Annotated in this window: 11 protein-coding genes; 3 read left to right on the top strand and 8 right to left on the bottom strand. The window is 59.0% G+C overall.

The annotated features are described in order from the left end of the window. Nucleotides 1–328 precede the first annotated feature (328 nt). Complete coding sequence (locus tag NKJ73_RS08545; protein ID WP_023675618.1) at nucleotides 329–1,006, top strand: LuxR C-terminal-related transcriptional regulator; 678 nt, start codon at nucleotides 329–331, stop codon at nucleotides 1,004–1,006. 183 nt (nucleotides 1,007–1,189) lie between these two features. Here NKJ73_RS08545 and NKJ73_RS08540 read toward each other — a convergent pair whose 3' ends face one another. After that, nucleotides 1,190–2,929 carry a PAS domain S-box protein gene (locus tag NKJ73_RS08540; RefSeq protein ID WP_023675617.1) on the bottom strand — a complete coding sequence of 580 codons (1,740 nt, stop codon included), beginning with the start codon at nucleotides 2,927–2,929 and terminating at the stop codon, nucleotides 1,190–1,192. 286 nt (nucleotides 2,930–3,215) lie between these two features. Here NKJ73_RS08540 and NKJ73_RS08535 point away from each other — a divergent pair, with 286 nt between their 5' ends. After that, nucleotides 3,216–3,926 (top strand): helix-turn-helix transcriptional regulator, encoded by a 711-nt coding sequence (locus NKJ73_RS08535; RefSeq protein WP_023675616.1) that lies wholly within the window; start codon nucleotides 3,216–3,218, stop codon nucleotides 3,924–3,926. Nucleotides 3,927–4,171: 245 nt separating this feature from the next. Next, nucleotides 4,172–5,284 carry an NAD-dependent epimerase gene (locus tag NKJ73_RS08530; protein ID WP_051406099.1) on the top strand — a complete coding sequence of 371 codons (1,113 nt, stop codon included), beginning with the start codon at nucleotides 4,172–4,174 and terminating at the stop codon, nucleotides 5,282–5,284. Nucleotides 5,285–5,433: 149 nt separating this feature from the next. Here the strand turns inward: NKJ73_RS08530 and NKJ73_RS08525 are convergent, their stop codons facing one another. The 7 genes from NKJ73_RS08525 to NKJ73_RS08495 form a co-directional block, all read right to left on the bottom strand. After that, the gene (locus NKJ73_RS08525) at nucleotides 5,434–7,011 is read right to left on the bottom strand and encodes a lipopolysaccharide biosynthesis protein (RefSeq protein WP_023675614.1); all 1,578 of its coding nucleotides are present in this window, start codon (nucleotides 7,009–7,011) and stop codon (nucleotides 5,434–5,436) included. Then, nucleotides 7,008–9,227 (bottom strand): GumC family protein, encoded by a 2,220-nt coding sequence (locus NKJ73_RS08520; RefSeq protein ID WP_352569012.1) that lies wholly within the window; start codon nucleotides 9,225–9,227, stop codon nucleotides 7,008–7,010. The genes NKJ73_RS08525 and NKJ73_RS08520 overlap by 4 nt, the downstream gene beginning before the upstream one ends. A 1-nt stretch (nucleotide 9,228) precedes the next feature. Beyond that, complete coding sequence (gene asnB, locus NKJ73_RS08515; RefSeq protein WP_023675612.1) at nucleotides 9,229–11,226, bottom strand: asparagine synthase (glutamine-hydrolyzing); 1,998 nt, start codon at nucleotides 11,224–11,226, stop codon at nucleotides 9,229–9,231. Between the two features lie 4 nt (nucleotides 11,227–11,230). After that, nucleotides 11,231–12,487, bottom strand: a complete 1,257-nt coding sequence (locus tag NKJ73_RS08510) for an O-antigen ligase family protein (protein WP_023675611.1) — start codon at nucleotides 12,485–12,487, stop codon at nucleotides 11,231–11,233. Next, nucleotides 12,484–13,707 carry a glycosyltransferase family 4 protein gene (locus NKJ73_RS08505; protein WP_352569011.1) on the bottom strand — a complete coding sequence of 408 codons (1,224 nt, stop codon included), beginning with the start codon at nucleotides 13,705–13,707 and terminating at the stop codon, nucleotides 12,484–12,486. The genes NKJ73_RS08510 and NKJ73_RS08505 overlap by 4 nt, the downstream gene beginning before the upstream one ends. Nucleotides 13,708–14,044: 337 nt before the next feature. Continuing rightward, nucleotides 14,045–14,278 carry a Trm112 family protein gene (locus NKJ73_RS08500; protein WP_023675609.1) on the bottom strand — a complete coding sequence of 78 codons (234 nt, stop codon included), beginning with the start codon at nucleotides 14,276–14,278 and terminating at the stop codon, nucleotides 14,045–14,047. Between the two features lie 292 nt (nucleotides 14,279–14,570). After that, nucleotides 14,571–15,854, bottom strand: a complete 1,284-nt coding sequence (locus NKJ73_RS08495; protein ID WP_352569010.1) for a hypothetical protein — start codon at nucleotides 15,852–15,854, stop codon at nucleotides 14,571–14,573. Between the last annotated feature and the right edge of the window lie 89 nt (nucleotides 15,855–15,943).

Raw genomic sequence — 15,943 nt, 5'->3', positions numbered from 1 at the left:
CGTCAGGGTGGATGTCGTCGTGCATTCGAATGGTAACAATTCAGCCGTTTTGCTGTTCTATATCTTTAGACCTATAGCACTGCTGAACGACCGGCCGGTCTGTCAGCTGTCCAAAAGGTCAGAACGTATGTTCGACGACGTTCGGCGGGTTTCGCTCACAAGGGGCAAAAAAAGAGGAGCGTTTCCCGTCATTTAAGATTATATTAGAAATCTGGCGTTTGCGGTGTTGGGGGTGCCGCAGCGTCGGCTGGATGAATCGACGAGATGATGGCCACGACTTTCAGGCCATTACCGTTCAATCCATTCAGATAGGCGTTGGGGTAGTTCAATGTATCGAATCGTCATCGCCGACGATCACGGCTTGTATCGTCGCGGCTTGCGATTGGCACTGACCGCAGGCATTCCAGGTGTGGAGATCTTTGAAGCGTCCTGTTTCGACGCGGTGCTCAGTTTGCTGGCAGAGCAGTCGTTCGTGGATCTTGCGATCCTGGATCTGAATATGCCGGGCCTGTTCAATCAAGAAGTGCTCGGCGGGATCCTGTCTGCCTATCCGGACACGCGATTTGCGATCGTTTCCGGAAACGATTCACGCTCGGAAATACTCACGGCTCTGTCGATCGGGCTTCACGGCTACATCGTAAAATCGCAGACGGACGAAGAGGTTGTTTTGGCCGTCAATGAAATCCTCTCCGGCCGCATCTATGTTCCTGCACTTCTGTCACGCCCGGGAGCGACGCAAACAACCCACGCGCATACCCATTCCGACGACAAAGGCCCACAGAGGCGTACCGCTGGCGTCAACCTTGGCAGGCTGACTTCGAGGCAAAAGGAAGTCCTCAAGCTGATGGCGGAAGGCTATTCAAACAAGGAAATTGCCCGCGATCTGGAAATCGCAGAGGCGACCACGAAAATCCACGCTGCTGCCGTTCTGCGTGAATTGGGGGTACGCAATCGGACCGAGGCTGCCGTTATGCTGAAGACTTGGCTTTCGAGACATGCCAGCTAGAGCGCCGCGCGTCCTTTTGGACGTGCAAACGGCGTCCCAAGACTCCTCATGCATTTTACTGCATATCCCAAAGCCGCGGCGCAGCTTTGGGCCGACGACATTCTTGGAGGGAACCCTGCGCATCTCAAAGGCCGCTCAGCGCGACCCGCCTTTAGATATCTGCTTTCCGATTGGAGCACTGCACTACAATCCGATTTCCTTGCGTGACAGCCGCAGCGAATACCGCAACCCTTGGTCCGATATTTCCAGCCTGGGAGAGTGACCGACAAGCGGCGCTCCATCCACTCCGATTATCATGGAACCGAAGCCATGACGGACTACGCTTGAGGTCCTACGCCGCCCCGATTCCACCCACTCGAACACGATATCGCTGCCTGTTTCTTCAGGTGCGAACGTCCAGCTTACGTCGATCCGGCCTTTTGGATCGGCAAGCGCTCCATATTTCATGGAATTGGTGGCAAGCTCGTGAACGATCATTGCAAAACTCTCGGCGGCGCCTCCCGACATCGCCACGGAAGGACCGCTGACCGATATCGCACGTGTTCCAATATATGGGTGCAATTCTTGCGCAACGAGATCGTTTATCGCCCCCGATACGCTGCCGTTGCGTGAAAGAAGCAGATGGGTTGCCTCGAGCGCGCGTATCCGGTCGATCAGCATTTCCTTGTATTTGGCGACGTTGTTTCCGGGAACATCGACCATTTTCACGAGCGCCGTGATCACCGCGAAAACGTTGCCGAATCTGTGACGCTGTTCGAGCATGATGCGCTCCCGCTTCTTTGCCGCGGCGCGCAGCAGCGTGGTTTGTCGTCTCTCGCTCAGGTCGGCAGCCACTCCAAGCCGCTGTCCACCATCATCATGTCTTTCCTCCCTTCCGCGCAGCGCAACCCAGCGGATATGTCCGTCCGGTCGGCGGACGCGTATCTCAACATCGTAATTCGTGACCGATGGTGCGGCCTTTCTCGATGCCGCCAGCTTTGGCCAGTCCGCCGGATGAACGACAGCTGACAGCTCCTCCAAACTGCGGCTATTGGCCTGGGCCAGGCCGAGAATGTCCCAGAACGTGTCCGAGCCCGTGACTATCCCGCCTTTAAGGTCTATGCGCCACGTGGCCAAGCGTCCAGCAGACAGAGCGAGGTCCAGCCATTCCTTCTGGGCCCGAAGCGCTTCGTGAACAGCGCGTCGTTCCGAAATATCGTCGACCACCACGAAGATGCTCTCCGAGAGGCCACCCTCGGGCACGGACGAAGAAAGCGTTAGCCTGGCCCAGAATGCCGTACCGTCCTTTCGTGACAGACGCACCTCCGAAACGAACGAAGAAATGTCATTGCCCAGCCTCGCCAGCAATTGCGCCAAGGTATCCCGGTCGTTCGGATGGGCGAGCGTATCGAGCTGCAGTTGGGCAAGCTCCTCCTCCTTGTACCCGGTCATCTCACAAAGGCGTCTGTTGGACTGCAGCAACTCACCTTTCTTGTTGGTGTTCGCGAATCCCATGGCAGCACGTTCGAAGGCCCAACGATAGCGGCTTTCGGTCGCCTCGACGGCAGCGAGCCTGGCCTCCGCGACTTCCAGCAACTCACGCAAGTCCTGCCGCAGACGATGGAAGGTCATGGCAATCACGCCACCCGAAACCAGAAGCAGGATTGCGCGTGCCCAATCTCCACTTGAAATCTGATCGTGTCCTCGTGCCCACAGCCCGACAGCCACCATCAGAATGGTCGCAGCGAGCGCCGGTACGCGGTCTTCGAGATAGGCGATAATAATAATAGCCGGAATAAATTCCAGAAAACTGGCGCCTTGCCCAATATAGGCTGACGATTTTATTTCAAATATCAGTGTGGCAGCTAACACCGATGCAGAGGCAATATGAGTTAGCAATCTGCCCGACGGGTTCGAATTCGACCTGCGCGACTGCGAGCTCATGGACACAGACTACAACCTTCTGACTAGCCCGTCGAGACTAGAGCAAAAAACGTACAGCTTAGTACCACTGCCGGATTGCCATACCGCTATCATAGCGCGCATTTTATCGGACGCAGCGGGGCCTAAGAGCTGCCTTAGAACTGTCGGATCATATTAAGTTTTCAAGGTGGTGATGAACGTATTATCCGTCAGCGCATAGAAGACTAGAATCCAGCTACACATAGAAGACTACATGAATCCCGAATACTTATTTCGGGCGTGTGAAACTTTGGGTTAGGGGTAGAAAATGAATCTGATCGATAGACAGGTCGATGCTTCTTCGAGCAATCGGTACATTGTTACGAGGACCAAGTATGATTTTGAAGCGCGGAATACGCGGCCCTCTTCTGGTCACCTTCCCGATCGCGCATCGGATCCATTGGACGCAAGGTTCGCCGAACCAAAAGGCCGCAGTCTGGAATCCATAACCGGCGTGCTTGATCGCATTGGCTGTGGCTATCTCGTGCTGAATCGCGAAAGAAAAGTAGTCGAGTGGAACGCAGCCGCCCAAACCACGCTTGAGCGCCAGGGCGAAGCGGCCGACACGGCGAGCGGACTTACGGCCGCCCTAAGGCGGCTGATCGCGAATGTTCCGGGCCAATTCCTGCCGGGCTCGTTGTCTTGGGTGGTGATCCGCAGCAGGGGCGACCGACCGGTGATACTGAACGAGAACGGCGTTATCGCTCCCGACGGAACGAGCATTGTGGCGCTGCTGGATCGCGACAACAGGTCGGGGCCAAATCCTCGGACGCTGCAAAGAATGTTTGGCTTGACGAGCGCAGAAACGCACCTCGCCTTGCGCTTGGCCCAGGGCGACGCACCTTTGGAGATCGCTCGCAGCTGGCGTCTCAGCCGCACCACGATCCGTTCCCAGCTTGCCTCGCTGTTCGCCAAGACCGAAACAAAACGCCAGGCGGAACTGGTGGCCCTTCTTGGGCGTATTTCGGTCCTGCCGTAAGGCCGGCCACTTAGATCCAATCGCCGGACGTCGGCATCCGCCCGGGATTCAAACTACGCAAGTTGGCGTGTCATGACTTGGCAGGTCGTGCACCGCATTGCGCACTCCACTAGGTTCGATGCGCCAGCGTAAATATCGGAAGCCGCAATCCCGGACCGGCTATTCGGTACTGTCGAACGGATTTCGAAAGGCGACAAGTGGACAACGATCTATGCAGCGATTCTGTCCTTGCCGCAGCGGAGAAGATGGAAATCGCTCGATCCCGTTCGGACCGCGCGGTGAAGAAACTTGCACGGACAGGACCGATCGTCGTCACCGGCGCCGCAGGCTTCATTGGTTTTCACGTGGCCTCACGGCTTTTGCGTCTTGGTGTCAAAGTCGTGGGCGTCGACAATTTCACGCCCTATTACGATCTGCGGCTCAAGGAAGCGCGGTTTGCACGCCTCTGTAGCGAGGCGAAGTTCACGCCGGTACGAATGGATCTGGCGGATGCCGCGCGCGTTCAGTTGCTGTTTTCAAACGTTCGCCCCTCACACCTCGTCCATCTCGCGGCTCAGGCCGGCGTGCGTCATTCACTTGTTGACCCGCACGCCTATGTGCAATCGAATATAGTGGCGTTTCTCAACGTCCTTGAGGGCTGCCGGCATCATGGCGTCGGTCATCTCGTCTACGCCTCTTCGAGCTCCGTCTACGGCTTGAATCGAACCATACCGTTTTCCGAAAATCACGGCGCCGATCATCCCGTCAGCTTCTACGCCGCCACCAAGCGTTCGAATGAATTCATGGCGCATTCATACAGCCATTTGTTCGGCCTGCCCGTGACCGGACTGCGCTTCTTCACCGTTTATGGCCCTTGGGGCAGGCCCGACATGGCCGTCTACTTGTTCACGCGCGCGATCGTCGAGAGCAAACCAATTGAAGTAGCCAATGCCGGCCGCGTGTGGCGAGATTTCACCTATATCGACGATATCGCTGAGGGCGTGGTTCGAGCACTTGCTACACCGCCGCAGCCGGATCCGAATTGGGACCCTTGCACCGCCGACCCTGCCACAAGTTCCGCGCCGTATCGCGTCTACAATATCGGCAACGACCGGCCCGAGGAGATCAACCGGCTGATTTCGATCATCGAGACCGCTCTTGGCAGGCGGGCAGTTCGCGTGGATGTGCCGTTGCCGCCTGGCGACGTTCTGGAGACGCGCGCCGACGTCAGCGATCTTCGCCAGGCCGTCGGCTTCGCCCCGGCAACACCGCTAGAGGACGGAGTGCGACGCTTTGTCGAATGGTACCGGGACTTTCATGGAACGGATGCCGCGGCCAGCATACGGCAACAGACGTTGGTGAATGAGGCCACCGTGTAGGCCGCGGGCCCTGTCGGGCGATGATCTGCCACTCGGCGCGTAACGCGTCGGCCACAAAGCCGCACTCGCCAGCCTCTATCCGACACAACCCTGGACTCGAAATTCCTGAACGCTGATGCCGTCGCGTATCGGGGCGCGACGGTCTCAAATCAGCGCAGGAACCAATGTCGCCGCTGGCCTTCGACTGCGTGCGTTCTGAACGATGTTAGCGCAAAGATCAGCCCAGGGATAATTTTCAGCCGTTTGCTGATGTAGATCGACATCGCCACATTCCAAATCGCCAACGCAAGCGCGAGGCCCACTGCGGCGCCCGGCGCGCCGTAGAGCGCAATTCCTGTGGCACAGCCTATGATACTGGCCGCAGCGCCGACGATCATGGTTGCGGCTGCCGCCCATTCGTTTCCGGTCATCATCAAGAGGAGCATCTGGGGTCCGCACAGCGCGACAAAGACATATCCGAGAATGAGTATCCGCGCGACGGGTGCCGCGGTACTGAAATCCCCGCCGAACCAGCTCAACAGAGGTTCAATAATCGCAAGCATCGGGATGGCCATCGTTAAAGCCCCACCAGAGGAAAGTAGGGCGGCCCGTGAAAACAGCTGCTGCAGAGCCAGCCGATCGCCTCGGGCATGAAGGGCGGCCGCTGTCGGCGCAAACATCGTAGAGACGGCAACCAGGGAAAGGCTCACAAGCAAGGCGACGTTCAATCCCAATGCGAAAATGCCTGCTTCGCGAATGTGATGCGTCCAGCCCAGCACCATGACTCCGGCCCGGCTGATGAAAACATCGAGCCCAGCCATGAGCATCATTGGCGGAACCGCGGACCACCATTCCCGCGACTCGTCGCCTGGCTGAACCTGCCGCAAGCCAGGCGGCTGAAATTTTGTCGCCATGACGAACACCAGGCCGACCGTGATGGCTGAACTTGCCAGCACCGCCTGCATCACCAAGGGTGCGTTGGGGGTCCATGATCCGGATAAGCCCGCCATTCCCAGTAACGTCAACAAGAGGCCGTCGCGCACTATGCGTTCCGGCAGGAGGGCCGAGACACCGCCGCCGAAAGCACGAACAAGTGTTGCGCCCAAAGCGTAGGCCGTGACCAAAGGCACTGCTGCCATGCCTAGCAGCTGGCTGATTTGAAGCTCCTTGTGAGAAGGATCTGAAAAGAAAAAGATCAAGGCGGCGCCAACGATGCCGAATAGTGTCGCCGCCGCCAGCGACCTCTGCAGAGCAAACCTGATTACGCCGTGTACCAGGTCAAGCCGCCCTTTGGCACTGTAGGCGGAGACGAAACGCAACAAGGATACGTGGAAACCAAGCGTTGCAAGATAGGCAAGCACCGAGGTCCAGGCCAGAACATAGGAGTAGATGCCATAGCTGGTGGAGCCAACGATGCGCGCAATCAATAACTGCGCCAAGCTGGTCAAGCCCGCACCCCCGATATAGACCAAAAGAGCGAAGATGCTGGCATAGCCGAGACCCCGGCCCGTGTCCTCCTTGTGCGGCAAAACCATATTCGTTGGAGCAACGGAGGCCGCAGGGAAGCGGGCGAGCTTCGGATCGCTGAAATCGTCGATGTCTTTTGCGCCGGCGTCGCGCATTTCATCGCCTTGATCGCCTTTGGCCGCGGACCCTGCTCCGGACTGCGAGATCGTCGATATTATCTTCCGCTCGACAGGTCGAATGCCGTGGCGGTCGTTACGCGGAATCCCGCATGTGACATTCATGATGTTCTCTCGAGCAAGAGATCCGCGCTGTCCCCAAACCGGTAGCCGGCGTGTTTCCTAAGATTGACCTGCGTGAGAACGCTGCCTACGGGGACCTGAGCCGTCTCGTCCTCCGTCAGCAACTGCAGAACACCACGCGCGATGCTGCGACGCGTCCTGGCCCAGCGAACAGCAAAAAGAACTGCGTCAGCCCAGCCCGTCAGTAGCCTGGCCTCAGGTCCTCCAAGTCCCAGCGGTCCATTTATGATGACGATGCTGTACATCGAGCGCAGCTCATCTGTGACCAGGGACCCGTCGATCATGGACAGTTGCGGCAGCAGATCCTCTGATGGTGCGAGTGCCATGAAGTCGATTCCAATTTCAGGCATTCCCGTGACCGCGTCGTGCAGCGGACAACGGTCGCTCATATAGTCTCCAAAGGATTTATGCGGCTTGAACGCACCGAATTCGTTCAGAAACTCGTTCGTGAGGCGGGCGCCCGTGCCGTCAAGATCGAGAAAAAGCACTCGTCCCCCAAGTCGGGTAGCTGCCAAGGCGAGGCTCCATGCGAGCTCGGTCTTGCCATCATGCCGGACGCTGGACGTGACGAGGATGACGTGCGACGCACGGCCTCTCGCTTTGTTGAGAGCCACGGTGACAAGGAGAGAAGTGACGGCTCGGCTGTAGCTGCAGTTTTGCTGGCCGAGAACCAGCTGCTGTAGTCGTTTCGCGTGTAATGTGGGCGCTTCCGGTATCAGCCCCAGGCACGGGACCCCGAGCGCGGCTTCAGCTTCGGCCCCGCCGCGCAAGGTCTGATTGAGACGGCTGCGGACCAAGACGAAGACCCCGCCAATGAGGCCAAACACGATCATGCCGGGCGGAATAAGAAAGATGGGCGGCAGGGTTTTTGGATTCGTTGGCGGCCATGCCGCTGAAAGGATCGAGACCCCGGGCAAGGGAGTTGCGATGCGCTGCACCAGATCCTGTTGTTGGGTGAGAAGCTGGTTGTATCGCTGCGTCAGGATGCTGACCTGCGGCTCGAGCGCACGCAAGCCGGAAAGCCGGCCGGCTGTGTCGGCCACCACCGCATCGAGCACATTCTTACGGCCCTCCAGAGCAGCGATCTGGGCACGGTAGATGTTCCCCTCCGCCGCAATGCGAGCAGTGCCTTGTTCGATCTCGCCGTTGATCGCAGTGCTAAGGCCCGCATCCGCATTGTCGTTGGCTTGGCGGGCCGCCATGTCGGCCAATACCGGAGACCCGATCGCTTCGGCGAGCGCCGCCACCGATGCTCCTTCCTCTCGCAAAGCCTCGATGTGCTGAAGGCGAGATTCCGTCGCTGAGAGATCCGCTTTCGACAAGGATATCTGCTGACTAAGTTCGGCTGTCTCCTTGGCAGCGTTATCCGCCGCACCCTGATCGACCGCGCCATGGCTCAGTCGATACTTTTCCAGGCGGTCGGTCGCTTTCGCCAAGTCGCTTTGTACGACCGGCAGGCTGGCGACGATCGAGGCGAGTTCCAGCCGGTCTGACGCCCTGCGCTTCTGTGCGAGATCGTCGATGTATACTTGGACGAACGTATTGGCCACCAGGGCGGCTCGCGCCGGATCGTCGTCGGTGAAGCCGACGGTGATCACCCTTGATCTCAGTTCCTGTCCAACCCTCATGCCCTTGCGCAATGCCTTGAGTTCGGCTGCATCGGCCGCCTCCGGCCCGCCCTGCGGCCAAATCCTTTCTAGCAGACCAGCTGCGAAGGTGCGTATGTTCTGCAGGTTGCCGCCTACCGGGGCGGCGCGGGAATTTCCGACATCATCACCTTGCTCAGCAATGTTGCCGATCTTTGTCTCGCGTAGGGCTGCCACCAGGCGACGCAGATGCCCCTGCGAAGAGAGCATGGTTAAGTGGTCATCAATGCTCGCATCCAGCATCTCCTGAGCAGAATCCGCACCTCCGGGAGCCGCGTTCCTGCCCGGAGCATCGACAATCACCTGTGCGGTCGCCTCGAACAGGACAGGACGCACAAAACCCGCAAGCCCAGCCAACACTCCGCCCAAAATCACCATTGCAAGCAGGAACCATTTTCTCCTCGCGATGGTAATGAGGAGTTGATGGAAGGGGCTCTGCGCGTCGACCTGTTCGCGCAGGAATGGCCTCATGCGCGGATTGATCTCGCGCGTCGGCACGTGCATTTCAGTGGCGCGCGGAAGGTGAATTCGGCTGACTATGGAACCTTCCATCTCATACTCCTGTCAGTTCGAGCGCTGTGGACATGCCCGTTGCCGGCCCGGCGGACCGCCCGGCCTCGTTGCGCCAGGCCTGGAACATCAACGCGGGCCACAAATCGCGAGAATGATCCTGTCTTCCGTCAAGATGGTCGCGCCAGCAGGTTTCGACCTTCGCAAAGTCGAAGATCCCATCTCCGGAGAGGCGTATATCGGCGACTAGATCGCTGGCCCAGATGCGCAACGGGCCGCTCAGCCAGACTGCTATGGGAACATCGAAACCCTGCTTCGGCCGGTCGATCAGCCGTTGCGGAACATAGCGGCTAAGCAGCTGACGAAGAAGCCACTTGCCTTTGCCATTGCGGACCTTCGCATGTGCCGGCAGCCGCCAGGCGAATTCGACAACCCGATGGTCGAGAAGCGGGCACCGGCCTTCGAGGCTATTGGCCATGCTGGCGCGGTCCAACTTCACCAATATATCGTCGGGCAGGTAACCGGCCATGTCGTCGTACAAGAGACGGGACAGCAGGCCATCAAGCCGGGGGGACCCTTGAATTGATGTGGGCGGCGTGTGGAGTGCGAGGCTCCCGGTCGATGCTCCGGTCAGCCGTCGATGCAATTCGTCCTCATCTGGCGCAGCGAGCAGCCGAGCGAGGCGATGCAGCCGGTCGCTCCGCAGCGCGTGCCGTCCACTCGCCGAAAGCGGCAGCTTGCCGACGAAATCGTGACGCGCTGCACGGGCCAGCAATCCGACCCCTGCAGCAAGCGCGTGACGCAGCGGCGACGGCAGCGCATGCTGTCGTTTCAACCGCGCAGCCATGAAATGACGAGCGTAACCGGCGAAGCATTCATCGCCACCGTCGCCTGATAGCGCCACCGTAACGTGCTGGCGAGCGAGCCGCGCCACGAGCAAAGTCGGTATCTGCGATTCATCGGCGAACGGCTCATCCCAGATCCGCGGCAGTTCCGGAATGACTTCACGCGCAGCGGCTGCTGAAAGGTGGAGTTCAGTATGATCGGTGCCCAGGTGCCGCGCGACCTCCGCCGCGTGGGGAGCCTCATCAAACCCGCCTTCTCCGAAAGCGATCGTGAATGTGCGCACCGGTTTTGGCGATTGGGCCTGCATCAGCGCCACAACCGTGGAGCTGTCGAGGCCACCAGACAGAAAGGCACCCAGCGGCACATCGGCTATCATGCGTTCCCGGACGGCAAGTCGAAGCAGATCGTCGAGTCCATCGGTCAGTTCTTCGTCGGTACCGGCGATTGGATTCTGTCGACCGTTCGCGGCGATTTCAGACAGCGACCACCAGTGTCGGGCGCGTTGCGAAAGGGATGCGGCGCTGCGCGCCTCGGCAAAATCCGCCGCCGTCACAGACAGGACCGAGCCCGGAGGTAGCTTGAACACGCCTCGCCAGATGCAACAGTTTCCCGGTACCCATCCTTTCGAAAGCATTGTCGCGGCCGCGTCGAGATCGAGCTCCTGACAGAAACCTGGAAAACGATGGATTGCCTTCAACTCGGAGGCAAAAACGAGCGCATCGCGCGTTGCAGCAACATAGAGCGGCTTCTTGCCCATTCGGTCGCGGGCGAGATGGAGGGTCCTGGTCTTTAGATCCCACAATCCAAATGCGAACATGCCAGCGAAGCGCGTGAGTGCGGTGTCGAGACCCCAGCTCTCGATTGCGCACAGCATCACTTCGGTATCGCTGGCGCCACGGAACCGATGGCCAGCGTCTTCAAGCTCGCGGCGCAGATCGCGGAAATTGTAGATCTCGCCGTTGAAGGTAATGGCATATCGGCCACTTGCCGAATGCATCGGCTGGCGTCCTGCTTCCGATAGGTCGACTATAGCCAAACGTCGGTGGCCGAAGGCAATGCCGGCTTCGCGATTGATCCAGAAGCCTTCGCCATCAGGCCCACGATGACGAAGGGCCGTCGTCATCTGGCCAATTGCCCTGAGCGGTTTGATGTTGGCGGCATCGGGTGCAAGGAGAATTCCGGTAATCCCACACATGCCATCACCTCAGGTCGCTAGAGGTTGCCGAAATCGTTCGCGGCGTTCCGGCAACAAGGCAAATGGTAAGCGCAAACCACACGATTGGATGGCGGATGATCAGATGTGGCATTCCGAAGATGACGATCGACACCACCAGCACGAACAGGGCATCGAGCTTCGCACGCCATGCGCATAAAGCCGCCGCGCCGACAATCCAGGCCAGGGCCAGGACCGCAACCAAACCACCTTGAGTGTACAGATCGAGAATCGTGTTGTGAGCCTCGAAAGGCCGGGGCAGAAATTGGCTGTAGGAAATGGGCGGGCGCTCCAGATGCGGGCCAGGACCAAGGCCCAGGGATCCTGACGTTAGGCCCTTGCCCAATGCATCTCCCCAGAGATGGATTCGAAGTGCAGCGGTTTCGGCGGTCGCTTCGCCGCCCTTGTCCTTGGTAAGACTCAAGGCGAACTGTTCGACGCTGCCCACCTCCGTGACGATGTAAGGCGTCATCGACATGGCCAACGGAAGGAAGCCAATCATCAGCAGGAGGGTAACTTGCCGGGACAGGCTGACCTTGCCGTCACCGGCTGCGAGCCATGTCCGAACCCGCAGCCCAAGAAATATCAGGCCGACCAGGACCGTCGTGTAAAGATAGGTATCACTCTTCGTCAGCCTTCCGACATAGATGATCAGGATAAGGCTGCTGAGCCCGGCCAACCTCGCCCACGGCTTGCTTGTAGTCGTCGCAAGATGCAAGGCGAGCGGACCAAGGAGTGCGCAATAGAGCGCGAGCTGGTTGGGGTTCTCGGACCAGCCTCGGAAGCGATCCCAGTACCAGGGATCGACGCCGGATTGGTGGATCCAACCCCATCCAAGTGCCAGCTGAACAATAAAGCATGCATTCGCAATCGCGACCACCCACCAGGCAGCACTGCGCAGACGGCGATCCGCGTCGGGCTCCGCGGCGGCCAGGCAGGTGACGCAGATCAGCAGCAGGTAGGCTACCCCATCGTGCATCACCACCGACAGATACAGTACCGTGGTCAGGTAGCCAACGATGGTGCCAATACCCAGAGCGAGCGTGATGATCAGCCAGAAGCCCGCAACACGGATCAGGGCGGGCCTGACTACCAAGTGACCGCCGGCGAGCACCCGCCCGATCGACAGCATGATCCAAAGCGCGAGAAACAATTCGCCATAGCCGAAGGGCAAGCCCGGAACTGAGAGCTGCGCCGCATACGACATGGCCACGCCGCAGGCCAGGATCGCGTCCCGGATCATCGGCGCGCTCCACCCGATCCGCGGTTTGCAGCAGGCTCTTCAAGCAACACCGGCGATGCCGGTCGAGCGAAGCCGCCCTGGGATTTGGCACTAAGGACATTGTCGTAGAGATCGCAATATTGCTCGACCACCCAGGGCAGCGAGAACTGCGTCCGGACGAGCTCGACAGAGCGAGCGCCCATGGTCCGTCCTTTCCGGCGGTCGGACAGGACCTCTATAATTCGAGAGGCAAGGCCGTTCGCATCGTGCGGGGGGACGAGATGGCCGTTCCATCCGTCCTCGACCACCTCATTGCAACCAGGCATCATCGAGGCGACGATAGGCAATCCCGCGAGCCCTGCCTCCAGCAGGACGCGCGGAATCCCTTCTCGGTATTGTGTTGGAAAGGCGAACAGATCGGCCATGCCAAGAAGGGCAGGAACGTCGCGTCGTGGACCCAAGGCGATGACATGCGGCACATGTCGATCGATCTCAGCCTTGTCCACTGCAAATGGGCCCTCGGATTCCAATGGGCCGACAAGCACGAAACGGGCATTGGGCCTTTCCGACAGGATGCGAGGGACTGCCTTGAGGAGTGTCGGGATGCCTTTCTGGCGCGTTAGCCGGCCGACAAAAATTACGATCTCGGCGGATTGGAGCCCAAGCTCTTCGCGCATTTTCATCGCCGACGGGGCAAGATGCCTTGCCATGGCGAACGCATCGACGTCGATTCCAGAACTGCGGATCACTCGTCCGCTGCCGCGTCCGATCAGTCGGTAGCGTTCAAAGAATGCCTGATCGTCCCGATTCTGGAACACCGTAGCCGCCGTCCATAACGACGAAAGCCATTGCAGTACGCAAAAGATTGGGCGCAGGGCAAGGGCGCGCGGTTCCAGGGACGAGAACGTCCAGCCCAGACCGTTGATAGTGCGCACGACTGGAACGCTTCCGCGCACCGCAAGTGGCGTCACCAGGTTGGGCTTGGTGTCGAAGCTTTGGATAATGTCCGGCCGGAGTTCCGCCATCAGCTTTCGAATGGTTCTGATGGCGGCCCATTCTCCGCTGCTGCTGGAAAATCGGTCGAAACCGTAGCTGCGATGCGGAATGCCATGCCGCAGGAATGCGGCTTCACCGCCGCTCGACACCGCAGTAACACGGAATCCCTTCTCTCGCAGCGACATCAAGAACGGAATTCGCAGGGCATGATCCTCGCCTCCGACACACACCAGATGCGGATTCATCCTGCGTCTCCTGACCGTTCGCTGTAGCCCGATCGCGCGAAGTGGCCGGCCCTTGAATTTGCTTTCATGGTGTTGGTTTCGCTACCCATCTCGCCCAGGTCACGGTAGGGGCAGGTCTTGCCACTGTCCTCGTCTGTTTAAATGACGCAAACCCTGTCCCGGCAGCGGGCCGCCGTACCCAGCCGGTTCAGGTCGCCGCGCGTTGCATCAAAGAGGTCGGCACTGCCCGGGTGCCGAGCGCAGAGTGGTCCGCAGACAAACGGCTCGCGCTCCGCGGCACACTTTCCTGTCATTGCTGGCTGTCGTCGGAAAGCCGCCTACTTTAGCGCGGCTCCCATCATCGTCTGGATGCGCGAAGTTTGACCACGCGGGAGGTGATCGTCCGTGCCTCCGAGGCTAGCAGGATTGGAATGCCGTCGCGAACCGGATAGGCAAGTCCTGCGCTCTTCGAAACGAGTTCATCGCGATCCGAATCCCAGGCAAGTGAGCCCTTGGTCATTGGGCATACCAACCATTCTAACAACTCAGGGTTGAAAGAGGCATTCTCTTCGGCTCGCTTATCCGTATCCATCTGCTATTCCTTTCTCGGCCGTGACATCAACAGTGAGCTCCGGCGCGAGCGCCCTTGGCGATACAAGCCGTCACCCGACGTCATCGCTGTAATTCGTAGGATTCCGGCAAGTGTCATAAGCCTTGCAAACTGCACAATCACGCTAGGTGCAGGCTTGGCCACTGTCGTCGTCCGTTTGAATGAATCGACATCGAACGGAGCCGTATGGCGGCGAAGTTGAACGTGAGGCGTTAAAAGCGTGAATGGAGCAAGCACGATCGGCCATATCGCCATAGGCGACCGGAAGGTTTTGTTATTGAAGACCGCTCGCGGCTAATGCTCTCGAGCCAGTGTCTGATCCTTCCGGCCAGTCAATACGGGCGACGAAATCGTAAACCGGGCCGCCGGGTACTCCCCAATTGCTTGACCAGATCACCCGTGAACCGTCCGGGGACGGCGAGGCGTGGGTCTCACTCCAGTAGTCGAATGGAACGTTCTTCGTCTGCACAATGCGCCGGACCTCTCCGCTGCCGTCGATGCGCAACGCGATGACTTCCCGCGCATACGGCGCCCAAGCCGGATATTTCGATACTTCGTCCGGATTGCCCGAATAGGTAAGGAACACCCAACCGGGCCTGTCCAGCGACCTGAGCGATGCATGCTGTGCTTCACCATATCTCATGAGCGAGGTGACTTTCCCATCTGACAGCCTTCGCTTGATCACCTGGTATATGTCTGGATCGGACTTACTGATCCCCACATAGATTTCGCTGCCGTCGGCATCGACGGTCATGTCGCCATGGCCAGGCCGATGATGCTCAGTCCATTTCTGGCGCAGAACGCCGTCAACAGAAAAGATGAACGTCTGTTCAGTGTCGTCTTTCAGGTTCTGAATGCATAAGATGTTGACGCCCAGCGGCGAGATTGAGCAGGCGCCGTTGGCTCCGACAAGCTGTGCGAGATCGATTTCCGGAAATTTCCGCCGCTGTTTGAGATCGTAGGCAAAGACGACCGCTTTGCCGTCCCGGCGAACCGCGCGTACGGCAATACGGCTGCCATCACGGCTTGGATTACCTTTGTATGGCCCGAACTGGAGATTGCTACTGTCAGTCGAAACAAACAGGACCTCCTCATGATTGGTGCGTGGCGCCCAGGTCGAGATTTTCCGACCACCGACGCAGATCATCAGGTCGGGATCGTGAGGATGCCATTCGCATTCGGTCGATCGATCACGGCGAAAAAGCGGGACGTAGGTGCGCCCATCCAGGAAGCATAAGCCGCCGCAGCCGTTGCTGATGACAAGAAGGCTCTGATCCGAATTCCAGGCCTGGGCGCTCGAATAGCGGTGGCTGCAATATTTGCTCCCGCATGCGATGCCGGCGCCGAGGATTCCGGGTTTGGTTATTCGGGTGAAAGTTGTGCCAAATGCCGCATCCTTCGCGGCGTGCAGGTAATCCGGCAGGTCCATGGCTACCGGCGCGACGAACTTTGTCGATGCGACGTCCTCTCCACTCACCGCCCCGTGGATAACTATGGATATCGCGCTGACAGCAGCTAACGTCAACGCCAAGGCAGTCTGGTAGCGAGAAAAGCGCATGTCATGTCAACTCGCGCGGTTCCTTTTCAATAATTCGATTTTCCATATTATTGGATATCTTCTTGTCGACGCTTCAAAACCGCATCTCT

Source organism: Mesorhizobium sp. M0074 (genome assembly GCF_040322975.1).
Classification (GTDB): Bacteria; Pseudomonadota; Alphaproteobacteria; order Rhizobiales; family Rhizobiaceae; genus Mesorhizobium.
The sequence above is the reverse complement of the archived record's forward strand: the minus strand, read 5'-3'. Positions and strand labels throughout refer to the sequence as shown.

Coding starts and splice junctions, on each gene's coding strand:
- NKJ73_RS08495 (WP_352569010.1), bottom strand. CDS start 15,854: ATGCGCTTTTCTCGCTACCAGACTGCCTTGGCGTTGACGTTAGCTGCT.
- NKJ73_RS08500 (WP_023675609.1), bottom strand. CDS start 14,278: ATGGATACGGATAAGCGAGCCGAAGAGAATGCCTCTTTCAACCCTGAG.
- NKJ73_RS08520 (WP_352569012.1), bottom strand. CDS start 9,227: ATGGAAGGTTCCATAGTCAGCCGAATTCACCTTCCGCGCGCCACTGAA.
- NKJ73_RS08505 (WP_352569011.1), bottom strand. CDS start 13,707: ATGAATCCGCATCTGGTGTGTGTCGGAGGCGAGGATCATGCCCTGCGA.
- NKJ73_RS08545 (WP_023675618.1), top strand. CDS start 329: ATGTATCGAATCGTCATCGCCGACGATCACGGCTTGTATCGTCGCGGC.
- NKJ73_RS08535 (WP_023675616.1), top strand. CDS start 3,216: ATGAATCTGATCGATAGACAGGTCGATGCTTCTTCGAGCAATCGGTAC.
- asnB (WP_023675612.1), bottom strand. CDS start 11,226: ATGTGTGGGATTACCGGAATTCTCCTTGCACCCGATGCCGCCAACATC.
- NKJ73_RS08525 (WP_023675614.1), bottom strand. CDS start 7,011: ATGAATGTCACATGCGGGATTCCGCGTAACGACCGCCACGGCATTCGA.
- NKJ73_RS08540 (WP_023675617.1), bottom strand. CDS start 2,929: ATGAGCTCGCAGTCGCGCAGGTCGAATTCGAACCCGTCGGGCAGATTG.
- NKJ73_RS08530 (WP_051406099.1), top strand. CDS start 4,172: ATGGAAATCGCTCGATCCCGTTCGGACCGCGCGGTGAAGAAACTTGCA.
- NKJ73_RS08510 (WP_023675611.1), bottom strand. CDS start 12,487: ATGATCCGGGACGCGATCCTGGCCTGCGGCGTGGCCATGTCGTATGCG.